Below are 17,788 nucleotides of genomic sequence, written 5' to 3' on the forward strand. Positions count from 1 at the left end.
CCATTTGCTATTTATCGGATTCAATTAAACGTGCCAACTTCATCTAAAATTCATCGTAAAACAGAAGAGTTGTACGATTTTTATAGGTATCATACAACTCTTCTGAAATTTTATTTTGTTATTACTTCATGTATTAATACAGGTGCTTCTACCCGATCGCTGCTAATTTTTATATGCTTATAAAGCCTCTTTTTGACATCTTCTATATCTTCTGAATTACTATATATGGTGACAAGTGATTCACCTGCTTCTATTTGATCGCCGATTTTTTTACGGAGAACTAAGCCGACAGCTAAATCAATTTCTGATTCTTTTGTTGCTCGCCCTGCACCAAGCAACATTGCAGCAGTTCCAATGCTGTCTGCTGTTATTTCAGCCACATATCCAGCTTCCTTAGCAGGCAGTTCAGATATATACTTGCTTTGCGGCAGTTTATCTGGTTGGTCTACAACTGAATCATCTCCACCTTGCGAACGTAAAAACAGTTTAAACGTTTCAAGTGCTTTGCCATTGGCAATTGCTTCTTCCAGCATTTTTCTAGCATGTTCAATACTGTCCGCTTTTTCTGCTAGATAGACCATATGACTTCCAAGGGTTAAGCATAGCTCTGTTAAATCTTTTGGACCATTGCCTGTTAATGTATCGATTGCCTCTTTTACTTCTAATGCGTTGCCAACCGCAAATCCCAGCGGCTGGCTCATATCAGAAATAACAGCCATCGTTTTTCTGCCGACATTATTGCCTATCCGTACCATTGCTTCTGCTAACTCTCTTGAATCTTCTAATGTTTTCATAAATGCACCAGCGCCTGTTTTAACATCCAAACAAATAGCATCTGCACCTGCAGCAATTTTTTTGCTCATAATGCTGCTTGCAATTAAAGGAATATTATTAACCGTTGCTGTTACATCTCTTAAAGCATATAATTTTTTGTCCGCAGGCGTTAAATTCCCACTTTGGCCAATGACTGCAACTTTATTTTTATTCACAAGCTGAATAAACGCTTCTTTATCTATTTCGACATGAAATCCTTGAACTGATTCTAATTTATCAATGGTTCCACCAGTGTGCCCCAATCCTCGGCCGGACATTTTTGCCACTGGAACACCAAGTGATGCTACTAATGGCCCTAATACTAAAGTAGTAGTGTCGCCAACTCCACCTGTAGAATGCTTATCTACTTTTATTCCTTCTATTTCCGATAAATCAATGACATCACCGGAATGTACCATAGACATCGTTAAATCTGCACATTCCCTTTCTGTCATTCCCTGAAAAAAAACAGCCATCGTAAAGGCACTCATCTGATAATCTGGAATGGAGCCATCTGTATATCCGTTAATGATAAAAGAAATTTCTTCTTCCGTTAGTTCGAATCCATCTCTTTTTTTCTCGATTAAGTCAACCATTCGCATTTTCATAATTAGTATCCCCTTTGCGATATATTAGCCAATTTGTTTAATAAGTTCTTTTACATACAGAAGAAAATCATTTTTTACTTTTTCCGTTGTTTCGATTACTTCTTCATGATTTAGCGGTTGATCCAAAATGCCAGCTGCCATATTCGAAATACAAGATATTCCTAGCACCTTCATTCCCGCATGTCTTGCCACGATTACTTCCGGAACCGTTGACATCCCAACAGCATCACCGCCAAGTGTTCTTATCATGCGAACTTCAGCTGGTGTTTCATAAGAAGGACCTGTGTTGCCGACATATACTCCTTCTTGAATCGTCAATCCAATTTTAGTCGCTATTTCTCTAGCTGTTTTTCGTAATTCTTTGCAATACGCTTCTGACATATCAGGGAAACGTACGCCTAAGTTAGCATCATTCGGACCAATCAATGGATTGGTCCCCATATTATTTATGTGATCAGAAATTAGCATTAAATTTCCTGGCAAATATGTTTCATTCACTCCACCTGCTGCATTCGTAACAATTAATGTTTCTACCCCAAGTTCTTTCATTACACGAACAGGAAAAGTTACTTTATCAAAAGAATATCCTTCATAAAAATGAAAACGTCCTTGCATCGCTACAACATCAATGCCAAAAATACTGCCAAATACTAATTGACCAGCATGTCCTTCAACTGTACTTACAGGAAATTCAGGTATATCACTATATGGAATTTTCACAGCTTGATCAATTTCGTCAGCTAAAACGCCTAATCCAGATCCTAAAATAAGTCCGATTTTTGGTGAAACATTGTTGTTTTTCTTTAAAAAATCTGCAGCTTGTTTAATCTTTGTATAGTTCATATTATACTCTCCCCTACTTTAACTCATCTAAAAAGCTTTTTCCGTACTTTGGCAATGTGACATGAAAATTATCAGCAACTGTTGCACCAATATCGGCAAATGTTTCTCTTAGCGGCAGCTCGTTTCCAGCAGCCATCTTTTTGTTATACACTAATAAAGGTACATATTCTCGTGTATGATCTGTTCCGTGATGTACAGGGTCATTGCCATGATCGGCGGTAATAATTAATAAATCATCCTTAGTTAATAGTTCCAATACTTCCGGCAATCTTGCATCAAACTCTTCTAACGCTTTCCCATATCCGATTGGATCTCTGCGATGGCCATAAAGAGCATCAAAATCTACTAAGTTTAAAAAGCTTAGACCAGTAAAATCCATATTTAGTGTTTCTATTAATTTATCTATTCCATCCATATTGCTGACTGTTCTTAAAGACTTTGTAACACCTTCTCCATCATAAATATCCGAAATTTTCCCGATGGCAATGCAATCTAATTCGTTATCTTTTAATTCATTCATCACAGTCCGTTCAAATGGCTTTAAAGCATAGTCATGACGATTGGCTGTTCGTTTAAAGTTTCCTGGTTCTCCAACAAATGGCCTTGCAATAATTCTTCCAACCATATATTTTTCATCCAAGGTTAATTCTCTTGCCAACTCACAAATTTTATACAGTTCCTCTAATGGCACAATTTCTTCATGAGCAGCAATTTGTAACACAGAATCTGCTGAAGTATATACGATAAGAGCACCCGTTTTCATATGCTCTTCCCCTAACTCATCGAGAATTTCTGTTCCGCTCGCCGGTTTATTTCCGATAATTTTTCGACCTGTTTTTTCTTCTATTGTTTGCAATAGCTCATCTGGAAATCCATCTGGAAACACTTTAAATGGTGTGGCAATATGCAGACCCATAATCTCCCAATGACCTGTCATCGTGTCTTTGCCGTTAGAAGCTTCCTGCATTTTTGAATAATAAGCAAGTGGCTTTTCCGCCTTTTTTATCCCTTTTATTTCTTCAATATTACTTAATCCTAATTTACCTATATTCGGCATCAGAAGTCCATTCATTTTTTCTGCAATATGCCCCAACGTATGTGAACCGACATCCCCAAATTTTTCAGCATCCGGCGCTTCGCCAATACCAACTGAATCCATAACAATAAGAAATATTCTTTTATATGTATATGAAGACATGTTCCTTCCTCCTTCATAAAGAAATAATCAAACTATTTTACCCATAATTTAATATATTTAATCTTAAAAATTATATCATAATCGTTAGAAGTCTGACATCTTTTATCTTTCTTTTTTTGTGGAAAAGAGAACGAACATTCGTCTTCATTCTACTGTACTAACTCTAGCGTAACAAAAAATCAAAAGTTAAACGCTGGTTTCTGGTTCTTTTTTTAACGTTTCACAATTTGTATTGAAAATTGTAAGTTCTAGAAGTATCATATATATATATTCAAACATTTGAATATGTATATGATACTTCCTAATTATTTAAAATCAATGGAGGCGTTTTAATGGGAGACGAAATGCAACAATTTAAGGCTGATTTTTTTAAAGCCTTATCACATCCTTTACGAATACGTATTCTCGAATTATTGTCAGAGGGCGAAAAAAGTGTAAATGAAATTCAGAGCATTCTTAACAAGGAAGGTTCAGTTGTTTCCCAACAGTTAAGTGTACTACGTGCTAAAAATATTGTTGTTGGCACAAAAGATGGAAAACGAGTTTTATATTCTCTTCGAGATCCTATGATTATGAATTTACTGGCAGTTGCTCGAAAGATTTTTAATAACCATTTAATCGACACGATTTCAATGTTTGAAGAACTAGATGAAACAGAACGTGAAACGATAGTTAAGGAGGGTTAGGTTGAGCATTGAAGTTGAGAAAGAAGATATCATCCAACATGGAATTGAAATATTTCGCTCAATAGGAGCTCATCACGTTTGTAATGTTTGTATTAAAAGTGGAAATTCTTGTTGTTTATCATGTCAGCATTTACAGGATGGAGTAGGATGTCAAAAGAGAAATACAGCTTGGTTATGCGGAATTCAAAGTTTTTTATTTGATCAAAAGGGATTACTAAACGAATGGAATAGTTTCTGGAGTGAAATCCCAGGACAAATGTTTCGTAGAGACAATACCCCAGATAAAGTAAAGATTAAATCGTTTATAGATATGAAAAAGCTTGATAGTCGAGATGGATTACTTCTAGCAGAAGGGTTAAATTCTTATATACTCGAAGGCGGAGATATAAACAAATTAGAACGTCATTTAAGTAAAATGTATAACCAATATTAAGCTGATGCTCCTCTTGTAAAGAGATAAAATGGGGCTGTATAAGGGTATGGGAAATGTATTTGTAATTCAATTTCATCAAATGCTAATATTCTTACAAAAAAGCAAGATTTATTAAAAATAGAAAAGAAGGGTTTGTAATGAGAGGGTTATTTACGGGAAGGTTTGAAGGTTATTCGTTGGGATATTTTCAAAAGGATCTTCTTTCAGGAATGATTGTCGGAGTTGTTGCGATTCCACTTGCTATGTCTTTTGCTATAGCCTCTGGTGTTAAGCCGGAGTTTGGGATTTATACAACATGTATTGCTGGGATACTCATTTCGCTATTTGGTGGTTCGAAGTATCAAATTGGAGGGCCTACAGGTGCTTTTGTTCCTATTCTTTTAGGCATTGTAATTACATATGGGTATGAAAATTTACTACTTGCTGGTTTATTAGCTGGAATTATCTTATGCCTTATGGGAATTTTTAAACTGGGATCTTTAATTAAGTTTATCCCACGTCCTGTAACTATTGGCTTTACATCAGGGATTTCTGTCATTATCTTCACGGGACAAATTGCTAGTTTTTTGGGTCTAACAGGTATAAAAAAGCATGAGGAATTTATAGCAAACCTGAAGGAAATCTTCACTCATATCGGTACCACCAATTTTTACAGTCTTATAACTGCTATGATTTGCTTTATTGTTATAATCATAACACCAAAGATTTTGCCCAAAGTACCAGGTTCATTAGTAGGTGTTGTTATTTCAACTTTAATTGCTACCGTATTTTTCTCAGGTCATGTACCTACTATTGGTACAGCATTTGGTACGATTCCAAATACACTTCCTCAGTTTGATATACCAGAAATCACATTAGAGCGAATAAAACAATTAATTGGTCCTGCATGCGTTATTGCAATGTTGGGTGGTATTGAATCTCTTTTATCCGCTGTCGTGGCAGATGGTATGACAAATAGTAAACACAACAGTAACAAAGAGCTTATTGGTCAGGGAATTGCCAATATTGTTACACCGTTATTTGGAGGAATTCCGGCAACTGGAGCGATTGCTCGAACAGCAACCAATATAAAAGGTGGAGCTGTATCTCCGATGTCGGGTGTTATTCATGGAGGATTTGTGTTATTCACGCTTCTACTATTTGCTCCATATGCTTCACATATTCCGCTTGCTAGTATGGCTCCCATTTTAATGGTGGTAGCTTGGAATATGAGCGAACAAAAACATTTTGTTCACATACTTAAAATGAAGACAGGAGACTCTCTTGTATTACTTGTAACATTTTTACTCACTGTTTTTACTAGTTTAACAACGGCTGTGGAAATCGGACTTATTTTAGCTGTTATTTTATTTACAAAACGTATGAGCAATATGCTTGTCATATCTAAAGTGCTTCCAGATCATACAAGAAAGAACGAAAGAATGCTACCACATGTAGTAAATAAAGCTCATGATTGCCCACAAATTAGTATCTATACAATAGAAGGTCCATTGTTTTTTGGTGCCGCTCAAACGTTTGAACAAAACATTTTAACAACCATTCATTACAAACCCCAAGTTTTGATTTTACGTATGGGAAAAGTTCCTTTTATTGATACAACAGGAGAATCCTATTTTAGAAATATTGTTCAGCATTTAAAAAAACAAGGTGGCGTACTTCTTGTTTCTGAGATTCAATTTGAGTTAAAAATAACCCTAGATAAAAATGGATTGTACGATGAGATTGGAGAAGAAAACTTTTTTGATCATACAGGGGAAGCTATTAACTACGCGCTTGGACATTTAAATACAAAAAAATGTATGGGGTGTACACATTTCGCTTTTCATGAGTGTACCCAACTTTCTCAGCAATCCCAGAAAGCGAATACAGTAAATAATAAAGTAAATGCATTAGATTTTTAGAATGATAACAAGTGGAGGAAATAAATATATGTCTAATTTACCAAATTGCCCAAAATGCAAATCAGAATACACTTACGAAGATAGAAATCTTTTTGTATGTCCAGAATGTGCTCATGAGTGGACTTTAAAATCAGAAACTGAAAATAGTGAAGATACGAAGGTAATCAAAGATGCAAATGGAAATGTATTAAACGATGGTGATTCTGTAACAGTAATTAAAGATCTTAAAGTAAAGGGAACTTCATTAGTCGTAAAAATAGGTACAAAAGTAAAAAGTATCCGTTTAGTTGATGGAGACCATGATATTGATTGCAAAATAGATGGTTTTGGAGCTATGAAATTAAAATCTGAATTTGTTAAAAAGGTATAAATGCGATTTTAACGCAACAGAACTAATTTGATTTAATTATTTAAAGCCAATAAATGTACAACATTTTCAAGATAGAAAGTAAGCAACTTTTAAAATAGAAAGATCTCATTCAAGAATACTTATCATGAATGAGATCTTTCTATTTTTTGAACTTATCTCGAACATATCCATATATTTTTAAACCTGCCGTTTGCGACAGGAGTGCTCCAGTAAGATTGCAGCAGCTATGCTCTCGGATGAAACTTCGTATACACATCTTTTAATCTTGTTTTTGTTACATGTGTATATATTTGGGTTGTCGAAATATCCGCATGACCCAACATCTCTTGAACTGCCCGCAAGTCTGCCCCATTCTCTAATAAATGAGTGGCAAAAGAATGTCTTAATGTATGCGGAGTAATTTCTTTGTTTATTTCCGCCTCTTTGCCAAGACGTTTTAAAATTTTCCAAAACCCTTGTCGTGTTAATCTCTTTCCGTGATGATTGAGAAAAAGGGCATTGTCTTTTTCTTTTTTATTGATGAAAAGGGAGCGTCCCTCCTCTAAATAAAGCTGAAGCGCACTCGTAGCAGCTCCACCAATAGGTATGATGCGTTCTTTATTGCCTTTGCCAATACAACGAACAAATCCCATTGTTAAATGAATATCTTCTTCATTTAAACTAATAAGCTCACTAACTCGTATTCCCGTTGCATATAACAGCTCTAACATTGCTTTATCTCGTTTTCCATAATGATCGGTTATTTGCGGGGAATCTAACAATTTTTCTACATCCTGCATGGAGAGGACTTTTGGCAGCGTTCTTTCTGCTTGAGGAGTCTCAATATGTACAGTCGGATCTTCTTCTAAAACACGATCTCTTAATAAAAACTGATGAAATGCCCGAATAGAGGCAATATGTCGAGCAATTGTTTTCGACGATTTCCCTTGATCCTTTAAAAACGCTAAAAATCGAATAATATGCGCTCGATTTATTTGTTGCAAGGAACAATGTTCTATGTTTTTTATATATTTATAGTAAGCCTTTAAATCTCTTTCGTAAGAAACTAAAGTATTTTTTGCTAAGCCTTTTTCAACTAACAAAAAATGCATAAAGTCTTGTAATTGGTCGTCCATTTGCATTACTCCCCATTTAAATAAAACAATAATATTCGATCTTTCCAGGAATATTCCTCTTTCGCTACCGTACTATTTACTTTTACAGCTGCCCCTGAAGGTTCATCATAACGATGAAGATCCTGATATTCTTCATTAAACCATATTAGTGCATAATAAAAAAGAATCGTGCATCCTGTAAACAAAATAAACACTTTAATTGTGCGAAAAACGATTTTTGACCATTGTAGCATATTATTTCCTCCAAACTTGCATCTTACTAAAAGCTATGCCAGTTTGGACAGGTTTTATACCTTCTAAAATGAAAGGTTGAAAAAAACTTCTCAAAAAGAGAAGAGAATTGTTGAAAAGTTGCAGTTTCTTTTACCTTCAACCTATATTGAAAACCTTCTCCAAAAAGAGAAGGTTTCATTATTCTTCGACTGCACCCTCACTTTTTTCTGTGCAGCGATGACATATTCCATGAAAAGTTAAGCGGTGATCTTTTATTTTGAAATTCCAATCACGTTCGACTATTTTTTCAACATCCCCTAATAAATCCTCTTGAATTTCATCAACAGCACCACATTCTATGCATACTAAATGATGATGAAAGTGTGCCGCTCCTTCTTGTCGTAAATCGTATCTTGAAACACCGTCTCCGAAATTTATTTTATCAACAATTTTAAGTTCAGTTAACAATTCTAACGTACGATAAACGGTTGCTAATCCAATTTCTGGAGATTTATCTTTAACAAGGAGGTATACGTCTTCTGCACTTAAGTGGTCTTCTTCATTTTCTAGTAGTACTCTTACCGTTGCTTCCCTTTGGGGAGTTAGTTTATAACTCGATGAGTGCAACAGCTTTTTTATTCTATCAATTCTACTTTCCATTCCGAAAGTCCCTCCCTAGCCACTATCCATCTCATTATAACAGATGTAGGAAAAGAATCCTAATAAAAATTATTATAATTAAGAATCAATAATTATTATTAAATAATATTAATTATACCATTCCTTTTTTCGTTTTTCCACCATTTTATTCTCCCCCCTTGCTTACATTCCAAAGGGTATGATAAATGATTGAACCATATTAATGATGGACTTCATCAGCATAGGTGAAATATAGGCCTCAACTCCGGCAGCTGCAGCCAAAAAAAGAAAAGCAACCACTAAAAGAAACATATATCGTCCGAATAAAGGAAGTATCGGCTCCCCCCTTTTGTTTATAAACTGTTGTCTTATCATTTTAAATGAAAATGCTACGGAAAGTGTGGCAGAAATAATAAAAATCGGGATTACAATGATATTTTGTGGCAAGATAGACACAAAGGAAAGCAGAAATCCATTCCACCCCATCTGATTTACTAAAAAACCTACTGTAAAACCAACAACCATTCCTTTAATAAATAATAGAATAAGAATAACTGGCAATCCGATAATAGAAATACCGAGTAGCCACATTAAACCAATAAACTTACTATTATGTGAAAAGCTCTGTATAAACAGATCCTTACTACTTGCTATTTTTCCATCTGAAACTTGGCCAAAAAATTGGGATAAATAATCATATAAATCTTCCTTTTGCGTTAACGTTAAACTATTGACAACAACCGCACCAAAAATAACCCCCATCAGAAACAAAACAACGATAAATAAATAAATTGAGGAATGCTCCCGAAAATGATTGGCCACAATGTTCTGGTACTTTTTTTTCTTCATTGCTCTTCCTCCTACAAATCAGTTAGTTTATTCTATGCAAGAGAGGAAGGCATATGACTAGGAAATCTAGTATTTTTTCTAGTAAATTCTTTTTGCATAAGAAAAGCACAGGCGCCTTGCTCAGCCCCGAAGAAAAATGTTCTCTTGACTGAAAAAATGTTTTTTACTTTTAGAGGCAGAGGTTATCTTTCACAGGGGCTAGGCACCGGCTGGCTAAATGCGCACAGAGGAAAATCGACTAAGTAGTACGCCACGTCCTGTGGCAGCGTCGATTGACTCGCATCCTGCGAGCCTGTGGCAACGCCGGCACTAGACACTAAACTAGGTTCGAAATTTTATACTTTCTTATCTTTTGAAAAAAATAGTGCTGTTCCAAAAGAAAAAAGAATCTAATGGACAGCACTAGGTGCTATTTATGAAATAAATTTTCTGCAATCTTTCCATATTTCCCGCCGCCGCCAACAGAAATTAATAGCTTTCCATTTCTTGCAGCAGAAATATAATCTGCGATTTTTTTTGGCAAAACTTCTGCTAGTTTTTCGTATGGAACTTCATGAATAACTTGCATTTCTGTGGAAAAATGCTGCAAAAGCTTCTCTAGCGTTTTTCTCCCGAGGCCTGGGATAAATTCAAGGGGCACTTGGTAGATGTAAGGGGGTCTTTTCGTTTGTGTTACCGCATTTTTTAATTCCTCTATTCTTGCTGCAACACCCTTCACTCCTTTTTTACTACCACAAATAGAACAGGACTCTCCTATTTTTGAAAGTTGGTTCAAACATTTAGCACAAACAGTTTCATGATACTTCCCCAGTAAAGGATTCAATCCGTAATTTGCACGTATACCTCTTCCTTCTTCACCCTTTATTGCCTTTTTCAATTCTAAAAAGGAAGGTTCTTTCATCTCAATTATTTGATATTCACGAGCTATTTTTGCTAACGAATGAGCATCTGAGTTCGTAATATATGTATAACGATGCAATTCTTCGATACAATCTGCCATTTTTGAATCGGCACTCAAGCCAAGTTCCACTGCATCAATTAATTCAGGATCAAAGATTTCTGAAAGAGACTGCTTGACACCGCTGCCATAAAGGCTTTTAAAAGGTGTAAAAATATGTGCTGGAATAAATAATCCTCCCATGCTCTTTATCTTTTTTTGCAATTCAAATCCTGTTACATAAATTCTTTGTGAACTTAATGTAATGTTTTTTGTATTGGAAGAAAGCCAATAAGAAAATTCCTTCATTTTCTCTAATGTCGGCAAAAACACTAATACATGGACCGGACCGTTGCAATGGTCATCGTATAGTTCCAGTTCTGATCCTAAAATAATCGTTAATCCATTCATATCCAAACCGCCGTTTGTTTTTGGAGCAATCACACCTTCTTCCACCTTTTGTTCAATTTCGGCAAGCACTTCCGGTGAATGAGAATCAATGATGCCTATCATATGCATTCCTTTTTGAAATTTTGCATATTGAATTATATTCGAAAAAGTTAATGTGCGGGATCCGGTGATTTTTACTGGTTTTCCGCTTTTTGTACGGCCGATATGGATATGAAGATCTGTATAATATCGATTCATTATTTTTTCAAGGCCTGAACAAGCTGCATATACTGAACCGCATACATCGTTTTCGCATCAAAAATGCGTTGATTTTTGACCAATTCCTGTGCCTCTTCCAACGATACTTCCATTAAGTTGACAAATTCGTCTTCATCTAATCCTGCTGCGTCTTCGATTTTATGTAATCCTTTTGCAATATAAAGATGAACAATTTCATCTGCAAATCCGGGAGACGTGTAAAAAGATGTTAGCAATTCTAGGCTTTTACAGCCATAGCCTGTTTCTTCCTCTAACTCCCGTTTCGCACAAACTGCAGGATCTTCCCCTTTTTCCAGCTTCCCTGCTGGTATTTCGACAATTTCTTTTTCTAATGGTTTTCTAAATTGTTCCACCAATACTAATTTTTCTTCATCGGTTACCGCAATAACTGCAACGGCACCAGGATGTTTTACTAATTCTCTTGTTGATGTCTTTCCATTCGGAAGTTCTACCTCATCCACTTGGACCGTGATGATTCTGCCATCAAATATTTTTTCTGAACGAATTGTTTTTTCCTGTAAATTCATTTCAAACCCTCTCCTGTTCTCGTTCTATTCGCATCGTCTAACTACATATAGTTTTATTATCTGCCTGTCGAAAAAATTTTTTTATGTCTCCCAGAAAGATTATTCATTTCTTTTTTGTCTATCCTAAGATTATTATACTTTTTTTTCTTTTATAAAGACAGGAAAGGAGCTGCATATGAAGATTTACTTACATGATAAGGGCATCATTTGCACAGGAAAGGCGTGGCAAATTCGGCACCTTTTAAAAAAATACACTAAAGATTATACGTATGTAAAAGAGTGGCTGGAATATGTTGAAAAACAAACCAAAAAATATCCTTCTTCTAAAAAATAATAATCCAGATAGTAAAAAAATCAATTTTACTAAATAAGGCGATATTTTTGAAAAGCCGATTATTTTTTCGGTACAATGAAGGAATAAACGACAAAAAGAGGTGCCTTATTTTGAAAAAAAGACAGTTAGGATCATCTGATCTATATGTTTCAATACTTGGATTAGGATGCATGAGTTTAGGGACGGATGAAAAAACGGCATTCCCCATTTTAGAAGCTGCTCTTGAACAAGGAATTAATTATTTTGATACAGCAGATTTATATGATTTTGGAAAAAACGAGCAGTTATTGGGGCAATTTTTCAAACATAATCGGGAAGATATTATTATTGCAACAAAGGTGGGAAATAAATGGAAAGGTGGACAAACTAACTGGTCATGGGATGCGAGCAAAGACTATATAAAAGAAGCCGTTAAACAAAGTTTAAAGCGATTAAATACCGATTATATCGACTTGTATCAGTTACACGGTGGTACATTAGAGGATAATATAAAAAAAACGATTGAGGCCTTTGAAGAATTAAAGGAAGAAGGGTTTATCCGCTATTATGGCATTTCCTCTATTCGTCCAAATGTCATTCGTGAATATATAAAACATTCCTCGATTGTTTCTGTCATGATGCAATACAGTATGTTAGACAGACGACCAGAGGAAGAAGTGCTGTCACAATTATATCGAAACGGGATTAGTGTAGTTACAAGAGGGCCAGTTGCAAAAGGCTTATTAAGTGAAAACTTTCGAAACAAACTTACTGCTGGATATTTAGATTATACTTTAGAGGAATTACAAGATATCTTGCCAAAACTTAAAGACATTTTTGCAGATACTCACTCTTTAACGGAAGCAGCACTTCAATTTAATTTAGCCGCCCCAGCGGTTAGCTCTGTCATTGCCGGAGCAAGCAGTGTAAAACAGATCGTGGAAAATGCAAAAGCTATAAATAGTGAACAGTTATCACTTAAAGAAATAGAACTTGTACAAAAAATAACAAAAGCAAATACGTATCTTCAGCATCGTTAAAAGTTTGCGACCTTTTCCGTGAAAAAAAGGAAAGGTCGCGTTCTTTTTTATCTTCGTTCATTACTTAAATTCTTTCCAATTAAGAGGATTTTCATTTAATAATTCTTCAAAAGATTTATTTTTTTCTTTTAATCTTTTTTCTTCTTTCATTCTTTCTTCTTCCGCTTTTTGTTTTACTTGTTCTTCTGCCTTTAGTGCCTGTTTTTTGTCTTGCAGCTGTTTCATTAGCTGGTCATTAAGCAAGTCCTTTAATGTTGTCGGTTTATCTTGCTGGTTCTTAGTTACTGGTTTACGCTGTTTTTTCATCGTAAATTCCTCCTTGTGCTTATTCATTTATTTATCATCTAATTGCTTTCATCCTGGATGCAAATAGTTTCCACCAATTTCACTTCCACATTCCCTTTTATCGCTCTTGTAATCATACAAGATGCTTCCGCTTTATGTGCTAAACGGCGGACTAAAAGCTTGTCTCTGTCTGTTGCACCGATTGGCAAAACAATTTTAGGACGATGTATAATTTGCTTATAAGTAATTACGCCATTTGTAACATCTACAATTCCTTCAGACTTCAAGCTTAAACTTTCCTTTTTTATCTTACTTCTTTCCAGCATTGCTGCTAAAGTGATGATAAAACAAGTGGCTGCGGCTCCTAAGAGCATTTCATCCGGATTTGTGCCAATTCCTGGTCCATCCATTTCTTTAGGAATGGAAATTTCAGTTTTCAAATTTCCGCTTTGTATTGTACCAACATCATTTCTTAATCCAGGCCAGTCTGCATGTAAATAAAAGTGATGTTCTGCCATTCTTATATTCACCCTCTCCTTATGTTAATCCCCCAATTTAGTGGGATGAATAAAAATCGTGCTAATAACTTATGTTATGATTGTAGTTTATTTTGGAAAGGAGCATTAAAATGAGCCAAAAAAGAGACAAAGGATATAGCCAAGCAGGACAGCCAAATGGTGATACAGTAAAAGAAACGATTGCAGTAGAAGAATTAGAGAAAGCCATTCATCCAACAAAAAGACAAAACACAAAACAATGAACTCGTTTTAAAGCAAGCTAAAACTTCAACTAAGCAGGTAAAGTTATTATTTAACGTATTGGAAAAACCCCACCTATAATTCGCTTAAAGGTGGGGTCTTACCCCAATGTCATCAAGCTAACCTTCAAAAAACAGGAAAATAAGCAACTAAATAGGAAGTAAGGGTTTCCGCTCTGTTCTCCGAGGCTTACCGCTCGCTTTCCACGGGGCGAGCGCCGAGCCTCCTCGTCGCTTTGCTCCTGTGGGGTCTCGTCTTTCTCGCTAATCCCGTAGGAGTCGAGCGGACGCCTCTCCAAACAAATTGGGTATTTCTTTTACATAAAGGGTATCTAATTCCATGATATTAAAAAGTTTGTAATTTATGGAATCTTAAGTTGATGACATTGGGTCTTACCCACAGAATCTATTTTCCTTTTTTTCCTTTATTCTATACCAATAACGGTAGCTCTCTTGGAAACCACATGTTTGATATAAGGTTATTGCCGGTTTATTTTTTACCATAACTTGCAAGTAGGCATATTCTGCACCTTCGTTTTTTCCCCATTGCAGGATCGATTGAACTAAAGCTTTTCCATACCCTTTGCGGCGATAATCACTATTTGTAACAATATCAAATAATCCGATATACTTTCCTTGCCTTACACCTAAACCGCACGAGACTACTTCCGAACCTTCCTTTAGCAAAACATAACATGTGTCTGGAATAATAGTACGCAACATATGTACTAATGTCGAATGATTCGTCTTGTTTACTTTATTCAAGCGGCAATAATGCTCAAGCCACTCTTCTGTAAAATAATCATACATCTCTACAGCATTCGTTAAAGAGGAGACAGGAGATATATCGTGCAAAGATCTTGTTTGTACACTTGTTTCATCTAGGAATCCATATCCTTTTGTTTCAAGGATTCCATCTAGCTCCTTAGGACAAGCTTCTTCTGTCATCTTAAAAATAACAGGCATCTCTTTCTTTACATATATTTGTTCCACTTCCTGTATTTTTTCCTCAAGACTCATGGAAGAAAAATACAATGGCTGCACTGAATTGCCACGTTTTGTATAACCATCATTAAAACGAATAATCCACCCATCCAGCAGCATTGTAACTGCACAAGGCTGAGCATTCATCGCCAATTCCTCTAACATTGTCGTAGTATGTTTCACTTAGCCATTTCCCCTCTTCTTTTTTTCACTATTCTAACTTTTAACTCAATTACTATCAATAGTCTTTACCATTAGGTTTGAACCGATGAAAAATTAAAGAATCTATCCCTTTGCTTTCCTGAAAAAGAATGGTAAACTACAAATGATTTTTACAGATATAGGAATAGGTGGGATTTGATGAAAAGATTCTTTCGGTTCTTTCGTTATATCTTTTCATGTTTGCTTTTTTTAGCATCTATTGGTGTATATAGCACCAACCGATTAATGTACATGAAGACAAAAAAAGATCAATTTATTTATAATCGAGAACGAGATGCAGGGCGTTTCGATCCTGCGTCATTCGAAGCATTACGTAAGCAAGAAGTTACCATTCCTTCTCCCTATGGTTATCATTTAAAAACCATTATAGTGGAACCGTTTGAAAAAAAACACTATATTATTATTTCACATGGCGTTACCGAAAACAAAATCAATTCCATTAAATATATGAATCTTTTTCTAAAAAGAGGATATAATGTCCTAATTTACGACCATCGCAGACATGGAGAATCTGGAGGTAAAACAACTAGTTTTGGTCATTATGAAAAATTTGATTTAAAAGCAGTGGTTGATTGGGTTCATGAAAATAGAGGGAAAGATATTCTTCTCGGCATACATGGGGAATCAATGGGCGCTGCAACCATGATTCTTTATGCAGGCATGTTGGATGATGGGGCCGATTTTTATATTGCAGATTGTCCTTTTTCTGATTTTAAAGAGGAAATTCAACATTTAATTTCTTCTGAAGTAAAATTACCTGCAAAACTTCTATTGCCGATTGCTGATTTGTTTATCCGACTAAGAGAACATTATTCTCTTCGCGATGTTTCTCCTATCACCGTTATTGATAAAATAACAAAACCAATGTTGTTTATTCATAGTGAAAAAGATGATTTTATTTTGCCAAGTATGACCCAAAAGTTATTCGAAAAGAAAAAAGGACCCAAAAAATTGTTTTTTGCAAGCAACGGTCTGCACGCTCAATCCTATAATGAAAACAAGGAAGCCTATGAACAAGCAATTGATGATTTTTTACAAGAATATGTCCATGTTAAGGAAACATAATCGGGATTGTCTAATAGGAGCAATCCCGATTATGTTTCCTATTCTACTGCCATTTTTCTTTAATATATTCATCTCTTCCAGATTTTTGACGATCTTCTTTATAATGCTGTTTATTCTTTTTATGATAATCTTGATGATATTCTTCTGCCTCGTAAAAAGCGCTTGCTGGCTCAATAGCAGTGACAATTGGTTTATGAAAGCGTCCACTGTCAATGACTGCTTGCTTTGATTCTTCCGCAAGTTTTTTTTGTATTTCATTATGATAAAAAATAACCGTACGGTATTGCGATCCTCTGTCATGAAATTGACCACCAGCATCCGTTGGATCAATTTGCTGCCAATACAATTCTAATAACCTTTCATATGGAAAAAGATCTGGATTAAACGTAATTTGCACGACTTCCGAATGACCTGTATTTCCTGATTTCACTTCTTCATATGTTGGATTTTCTTTCGTTCCACCCATATATCCAGAAATAATCCCTTCAATCCCAGGCAGCTCGTCAAAAGGTGTTACCATACACCAAAAGCATCCCCCTGCAAATGTAGCTTTCTCCATAATTTCCATCCTCTTTCTTCGTTGAAATTCATCTTATCTATTTTCCCTGCTTTATGTAGGCAAATTTTCAAAATACTTTATTCTATTGAGATATAGTATATAATATTTTATAAAACCATTCTATCTTTTCATTTTTAAAAGTTCTAAATTAAAGTAGGTTATGTCATGAATAAAGTTTTTATTAACAAAATGATTAAAAATGCATTAAAACAATACCATACAGAAAGTACTATTCTGAACGATCATGATTTCGAAAACATGTATAAAAAAATTATATATAGTAAAAAAGAATCGCCTGAAGTAGATATTTATGATCTTGTTCAGGATGTTGTTTATGGGTATATTACAGATTCGCCTTATTTTTAGAAGAATCTGTTTTATTTTTTGGCTACCCTGAAAAGAAGTTCCGCAGCGTGAATACACTACGCTTCTTGCTTAGCGAGCGCCGAGCCGCTTCGTCGCTACGCTCCTGCAGGGTCTCGTCTGTCTCGCTTTCCCGCAGGAGTCTTCGTGTATTCACGCTGCTCTGCGCTATAAATGTGGAGACTGCTTCTTTCCATACGCCATGATGCGAATTTTATTAGCATGGGTGTCTACCCTGAAAAGTGTGGTGTTCTTGTGAGTAGTCCGCAGCCGGCATACACTTCGCTAAAAAATAGGGAGACTGCTTCTTTTCATGCGCCATGGTGCGAATTTTATTAGCATGGATGTCTACCCTGAAAATAAGCTCCTGATAAAAGGGGTTTTCCGAAGCTTATCGCT

22 protein-coding genes are annotated in these 17,788 nt (G+C 35.5%); 9 read left to right on the forward strand and 13 right to left on the reverse strand.

All coding sequences use genetic code 11. The annotated features are described in order from the left end of the window. Nucleotides 1–110: 110 nt before the first annotated feature. From ACTXGU_RS03150 to deoB, 3 genes are read right to left on the reverse strand one after another with little or no spacing between them, the layout of a single operon-like run. On the reverse strand, nucleotides 111–1,415 hold the full coding sequence (locus ACTXGU_RS03150; protein WP_443480166.1) for a pyrimidine-nucleoside phosphorylase: 1,305 nt from the start codon (nucleotides 1,413–1,415) through the stop codon (nucleotides 111–113). Nucleotides 1,416–1,445: 30 nt separating this feature from the next. Then, nucleotides 1,446–2,264 carry a purine-nucleoside phosphorylase gene (locus tag ACTXGU_RS03155; RefSeq protein WP_443480043.1) on the reverse strand — a complete coding sequence of 273 codons (819 nt, stop codon included), beginning with the start codon at nucleotides 2,262–2,264 and terminating at the stop codon, nucleotides 1,446–1,448. Nucleotides 2,265–2,277: 13 nt separating this feature from the next. After that, nucleotides 2,278–3,462 (reverse strand): phosphopentomutase, encoded by a 1,185-nt coding sequence (deoB, locus tag ACTXGU_RS03160; protein WP_443480044.1) that lies wholly within the window; start codon nucleotides 3,460–3,462, stop codon nucleotides 2,278–2,280. Between the two features lie 332 nt (nucleotides 3,463–3,794). Between deoB and ACTXGU_RS03165 the strand changes: the two genes are divergently transcribed. The 4 genes from ACTXGU_RS03165 (at nucleotide 3,795) to ACTXGU_RS03180 (ending at nucleotide 6,852) form a co-directional block, all read left to right on the forward strand. Next, on the forward strand, nucleotides 3,795–4,148 hold the full coding sequence (locus ACTXGU_RS03165) for an ArsR/SmtB family transcription factor (protein ID WP_443480045.1): 354 nt from the start codon (nucleotides 3,795–3,797) through the stop codon (nucleotides 4,146–4,148). Between the two features lies 1 nt (nucleotide 4,149). Next, on the forward strand, nucleotides 4,150–4,581 hold the full coding sequence (locus ACTXGU_RS03170; RefSeq protein WP_443480046.1) for a DNA mismatch repair protein: 432 nt from the start codon (nucleotides 4,150–4,152) through the stop codon (nucleotides 4,579–4,581). A 137-nt stretch (nucleotides 4,582–4,718) separates the two neighbouring features. After that, nucleotides 4,719–6,482, forward strand: a complete 1,764-nt coding sequence (locus ACTXGU_RS03175; protein ID WP_443480047.1) for a SulP family inorganic anion transporter — start codon at nucleotides 4,719–4,721, stop codon at nucleotides 6,480–6,482. Nucleotides 6,483–6,510: 28 nt separating this feature from the next. Next, nucleotides 6,511–6,852 carry a zinc ribbon domain-containing protein YjdM gene (locus ACTXGU_RS03180; RefSeq protein WP_443480048.1) on the forward strand — a complete coding sequence of 114 codons (342 nt, stop codon included), beginning with the start codon at nucleotides 6,511–6,513 and terminating at the stop codon, nucleotides 6,850–6,852. A gap of 224 nt (nucleotides 6,853–7,076) precedes the next feature. Here the strand turns inward: ACTXGU_RS03180 and xerD are convergent, their stop codons facing one another. The 6 genes from xerD to ACTXGU_RS03210 all read right to left on the reverse strand — a co-directional run bounded on the left by xerD (nucleotide 7,077) and on the right by ACTXGU_RS03210 (nucleotide 11,801). Continuing rightward, nucleotides 7,077–7,967, reverse strand: a complete 891-nt coding sequence (gene xerD / locus ACTXGU_RS03185; protein WP_443480049.1) for a site-specific tyrosine recombinase XerD — start codon at nucleotides 7,965–7,967, stop codon at nucleotides 7,077–7,079. A 5-nt stretch (nucleotides 7,968–7,972) separates the two neighbouring features. Then, complete coding sequence (locus tag ACTXGU_RS03190) at nucleotides 7,973–8,200, reverse strand: YqzK family protein (RefSeq protein WP_443480050.1); 228 nt, start codon at nucleotides 8,198–8,200, stop codon at nucleotides 7,973–7,975. Nucleotides 8,201–8,378: 178 nt separating this feature from the next. Then, nucleotides 8,379–8,840 (reverse strand): ferric iron uptake transcriptional regulator, encoded by a 462-nt coding sequence (fur, locus tag ACTXGU_RS03195; RefSeq protein WP_443480051.1) that lies wholly within the window; start codon nucleotides 8,838–8,840, stop codon nucleotides 8,379–8,381. A 162-nt stretch (nucleotides 8,841–9,002) separates the two neighbouring features. After that, nucleotides 9,003–9,668: a stage II sporulation protein M gene (gene spoIIM, locus ACTXGU_RS03200; RefSeq protein WP_443480052.1), complete on the reverse strand. Its 666-nt coding sequence runs from the start codon at nucleotides 9,666–9,668 to the stop codon at nucleotides 9,003–9,005. 409 nt (nucleotides 9,669–10,077) lie between these two features. Further along, nucleotides 10,078–11,253 (reverse strand): endonuclease Q family protein, encoded by a 1,176-nt coding sequence (locus ACTXGU_RS03205; RefSeq protein ID WP_443480053.1) that lies wholly within the window; start codon nucleotides 11,251–11,253, stop codon nucleotides 10,078–10,080. Then, nucleotides 11,253–11,801: an NUDIX hydrolase gene (locus tag ACTXGU_RS03210; RefSeq protein ID WP_443480054.1), complete on the reverse strand. Its 549-nt coding sequence runs from the start codon at nucleotides 11,799–11,801 to the stop codon at nucleotides 11,253–11,255. Before ACTXGU_RS03210 ends, ACTXGU_RS03205 begins: the two co-directional genes overlap by 1 nt. A 175-nt stretch (nucleotides 11,802–11,976) precedes the next feature. Between ACTXGU_RS03210 and mciZ the strand changes: the two genes are divergently transcribed. Further along, entirely contained in the window at nucleotides 11,977–12,135 is a 159-nt protein-coding gene (gene mciZ / locus ACTXGU_RS03215) for a Z-ring formation inhibitor MciZ (protein ID WP_443480055.1), read from the forward strand. 110 nt (nucleotides 12,136–12,245) lie between these two features. After that, complete coding sequence (locus tag ACTXGU_RS03220; protein ID WP_443480056.1) at nucleotides 12,246–13,154, forward strand: aldo/keto reductase; 909 nt, start codon at nucleotides 12,246–12,248, stop codon at nucleotides 13,152–13,154. A gap of 60 nt (nucleotides 13,155–13,214) precedes the next feature. Here ACTXGU_RS03220 and ACTXGU_RS03225 read toward each other — a convergent pair whose 3' ends face one another. Continuing rightward, the gene (locus ACTXGU_RS03225) at nucleotides 13,215–13,460 is read right to left on the reverse strand and encodes a YqkE family protein (RefSeq protein ID WP_443480057.1); all 246 of its coding nucleotides are present in this window, start codon (nucleotides 13,458–13,460) and stop codon (nucleotides 13,215–13,217) included. A gap of 38 nt (nucleotides 13,461–13,498) precedes the next feature. Further along, complete coding sequence (locus tag ACTXGU_RS03230; protein WP_443480058.1) at nucleotides 13,499–13,957, reverse strand: OsmC family protein; 459 nt, start codon at nucleotides 13,955–13,957, stop codon at nucleotides 13,499–13,501. Nucleotides 13,958–14,067: 110 nt separating this feature from the next. Here ACTXGU_RS03230 and ACTXGU_RS03235 point away from each other — a divergent pair, with 110 nt between their 5' ends. Continuing rightward, nucleotides 14,068–14,199: a hypothetical protein gene (locus ACTXGU_RS03235; RefSeq protein ID WP_443480059.1), complete on the forward strand. Its 132-nt coding sequence runs from the start codon at nucleotides 14,068–14,070 to the stop codon at nucleotides 14,197–14,199. Nucleotides 14,200–14,589: 390 nt separating this feature from the next. On the opposite strand, the gene ACTXGU_RS03240 is transcribed toward ACTXGU_RS03235, so the two are convergent. Continuing rightward, complete coding sequence (locus ACTXGU_RS03240; protein WP_443480060.1) at nucleotides 14,590–15,363, reverse strand: GNAT family N-acetyltransferase; 774 nt, start codon at nucleotides 15,361–15,363, stop codon at nucleotides 14,590–14,592. A gap of 177 nt (nucleotides 15,364–15,540) precedes the next feature. On the opposite strand from ACTXGU_RS03240, the gene ACTXGU_RS03245 reads away from it, so the two are divergent. Beyond that, on the forward strand, nucleotides 15,541–16,467 hold the full coding sequence (locus ACTXGU_RS03245) for an alpha/beta hydrolase (RefSeq protein ID WP_443480061.1): 927 nt from the start codon (nucleotides 15,541–15,543) through the stop codon (nucleotides 16,465–16,467). A gap of 43 nt (nucleotides 16,468–16,510) precedes the next feature. Here the strand turns inward: ACTXGU_RS03245 and msrA are convergent, their stop codons facing one another. Then, nucleotides 16,511–17,026, reverse strand: a complete 516-nt coding sequence (msrA, locus tag ACTXGU_RS03250; RefSeq protein WP_443480062.1) for a peptide-methionine (S)-S-oxide reductase MsrA — start codon at nucleotides 17,024–17,026, stop codon at nucleotides 16,511–16,513. Between the two features lie 165 nt (nucleotides 17,027–17,191). Here msrA and ACTXGU_RS03255 point away from each other — a divergent pair, with 165 nt between their 5' ends. Beyond that, the gene (locus ACTXGU_RS03255; protein ID WP_443480063.1) at nucleotides 17,192–17,392 is read left to right on the forward strand and encodes a YqzH family protein; all 201 of its coding nucleotides are present in this window, start codon (nucleotides 17,192–17,194) and stop codon (nucleotides 17,390–17,392) included. The last annotated feature ends 396 nt before the right edge of the window (nucleotides 17,393–17,788 follow it).

Source organism: Niallia sp. 01092 (genome assembly GCF_052318935.1).
Lineage (GTDB): Bacteria > Bacillota > Bacilli > Bacillales > Cytobacillaceae > Niallia.

Bases quoted from the DNA above. Each gene is read 5' to 3' on its own strand.
- ACTXGU_RS03150 (WP_443480166.1), bottom strand. From the start codon at position 1,415: ATGCGAATGGTTGACTTAATCGAGAAAAAAAGAGATGGATTCGAACTA.
- ACTXGU_RS03155 (WP_443480043.1), bottom strand. From the start codon at position 2,264: ATGAACTATACAAAGATTAAACAAGCTGCAGATTTTTTAAAGAAAAAC.
- deoB (WP_443480044.1), bottom strand. From the start codon at position 3,462: ATGTCTTCATATACATATAAAAGAATATTTCTTATTGTTATGGATTCA.
- ACTXGU_RS03165 (WP_443480045.1), top strand. From the start codon at position 3,795: ATGGGAGACGAAATGCAACAATTTAAGGCTGATTTTTTTAAAGCCTTA.
- ACTXGU_RS03175 (WP_443480047.1), top strand. From the start codon at position 4,719: ATGAGAGGGTTATTTACGGGAAGGTTTGAAGGTTATTCGTTGGGATAT.
- ACTXGU_RS03180 (WP_443480048.1), top strand. From the start codon at position 6,511: ATGTCTAATTTACCAAATTGCCCAAAATGCAAATCAGAATACACTTAC.
- xerD (WP_443480049.1), bottom strand. From the start codon at position 7,967: ATGGACGACCAATTACAAGACTTTATGCATTTTTTGTTAGTTGAAAAA.
- ACTXGU_RS03190 (WP_443480050.1), bottom strand. From the start codon at position 8,200: ATGCTACAATGGTCAAAAATCGTTTTTCGCACAATTAAAGTGTTTATT.
- fur (WP_443480051.1), bottom strand. From the start codon at position 8,840: ATGGAAAGTAGAATTGATAGAATAAAAAAGCTGTTGCACTCATCGAGT.
- spoIIM (WP_443480052.1), bottom strand. From the start codon at position 9,668: ATGAAGAAAAAAAAGTACCAGAACATTGTGGCCAATCATTTTCGGGAG.
- ACTXGU_RS03205 (WP_443480053.1), bottom strand. From the start codon at position 11,253: ATGAATCGATATTATACAGATCTTCATATCCATATCGGCCGTACAAAA.
- ACTXGU_RS03210 (WP_443480054.1), bottom strand. From the start codon at position 11,801: ATGAATTTACAGGAAAAAACAATTCGTTCAGAAAAAATATTTGATGGC.
- mciZ (WP_443480055.1), top strand. From the start codon at position 11,977: ATGAAGATTTACTTACATGATAAGGGCATCATTTGCACAGGAAAGGCG.
- ACTXGU_RS03225 (WP_443480057.1), bottom strand. From the start codon at position 13,460: ATGAAAAAACAGCGTAAACCAGTAACTAAGAACCAGCAAGATAAACCG.
- ACTXGU_RS03230 (WP_443480058.1), bottom strand. From the start codon at position 13,957: ATGGCAGAACATCACTTTTATTTACATGCAGACTGGCCTGGATTAAGA.
- ACTXGU_RS03235 (WP_443480059.1), top strand. From the start codon at position 14,068: ATGAGCCAAAAAAGAGACAAAGGATATAGCCAAGCAGGACAGCCAAAT.
- ACTXGU_RS03245 (WP_443480061.1), top strand. From the start codon at position 15,541: ATGAAAAGATTCTTTCGGTTCTTTCGTTATATCTTTTCATGTTTGCTT.
- msrA (WP_443480062.1), bottom strand. From the start codon at position 17,026: ATGGAGAAAGCTACATTTGCAGGGGGATGCTTTTGGTGTATGGTAACA.
- ACTXGU_RS03255 (WP_443480063.1), top strand. From the start codon at position 17,192: ATGAATAAAGTTTTTATTAACAAAATGATTAAAAATGCATTAAAACAA.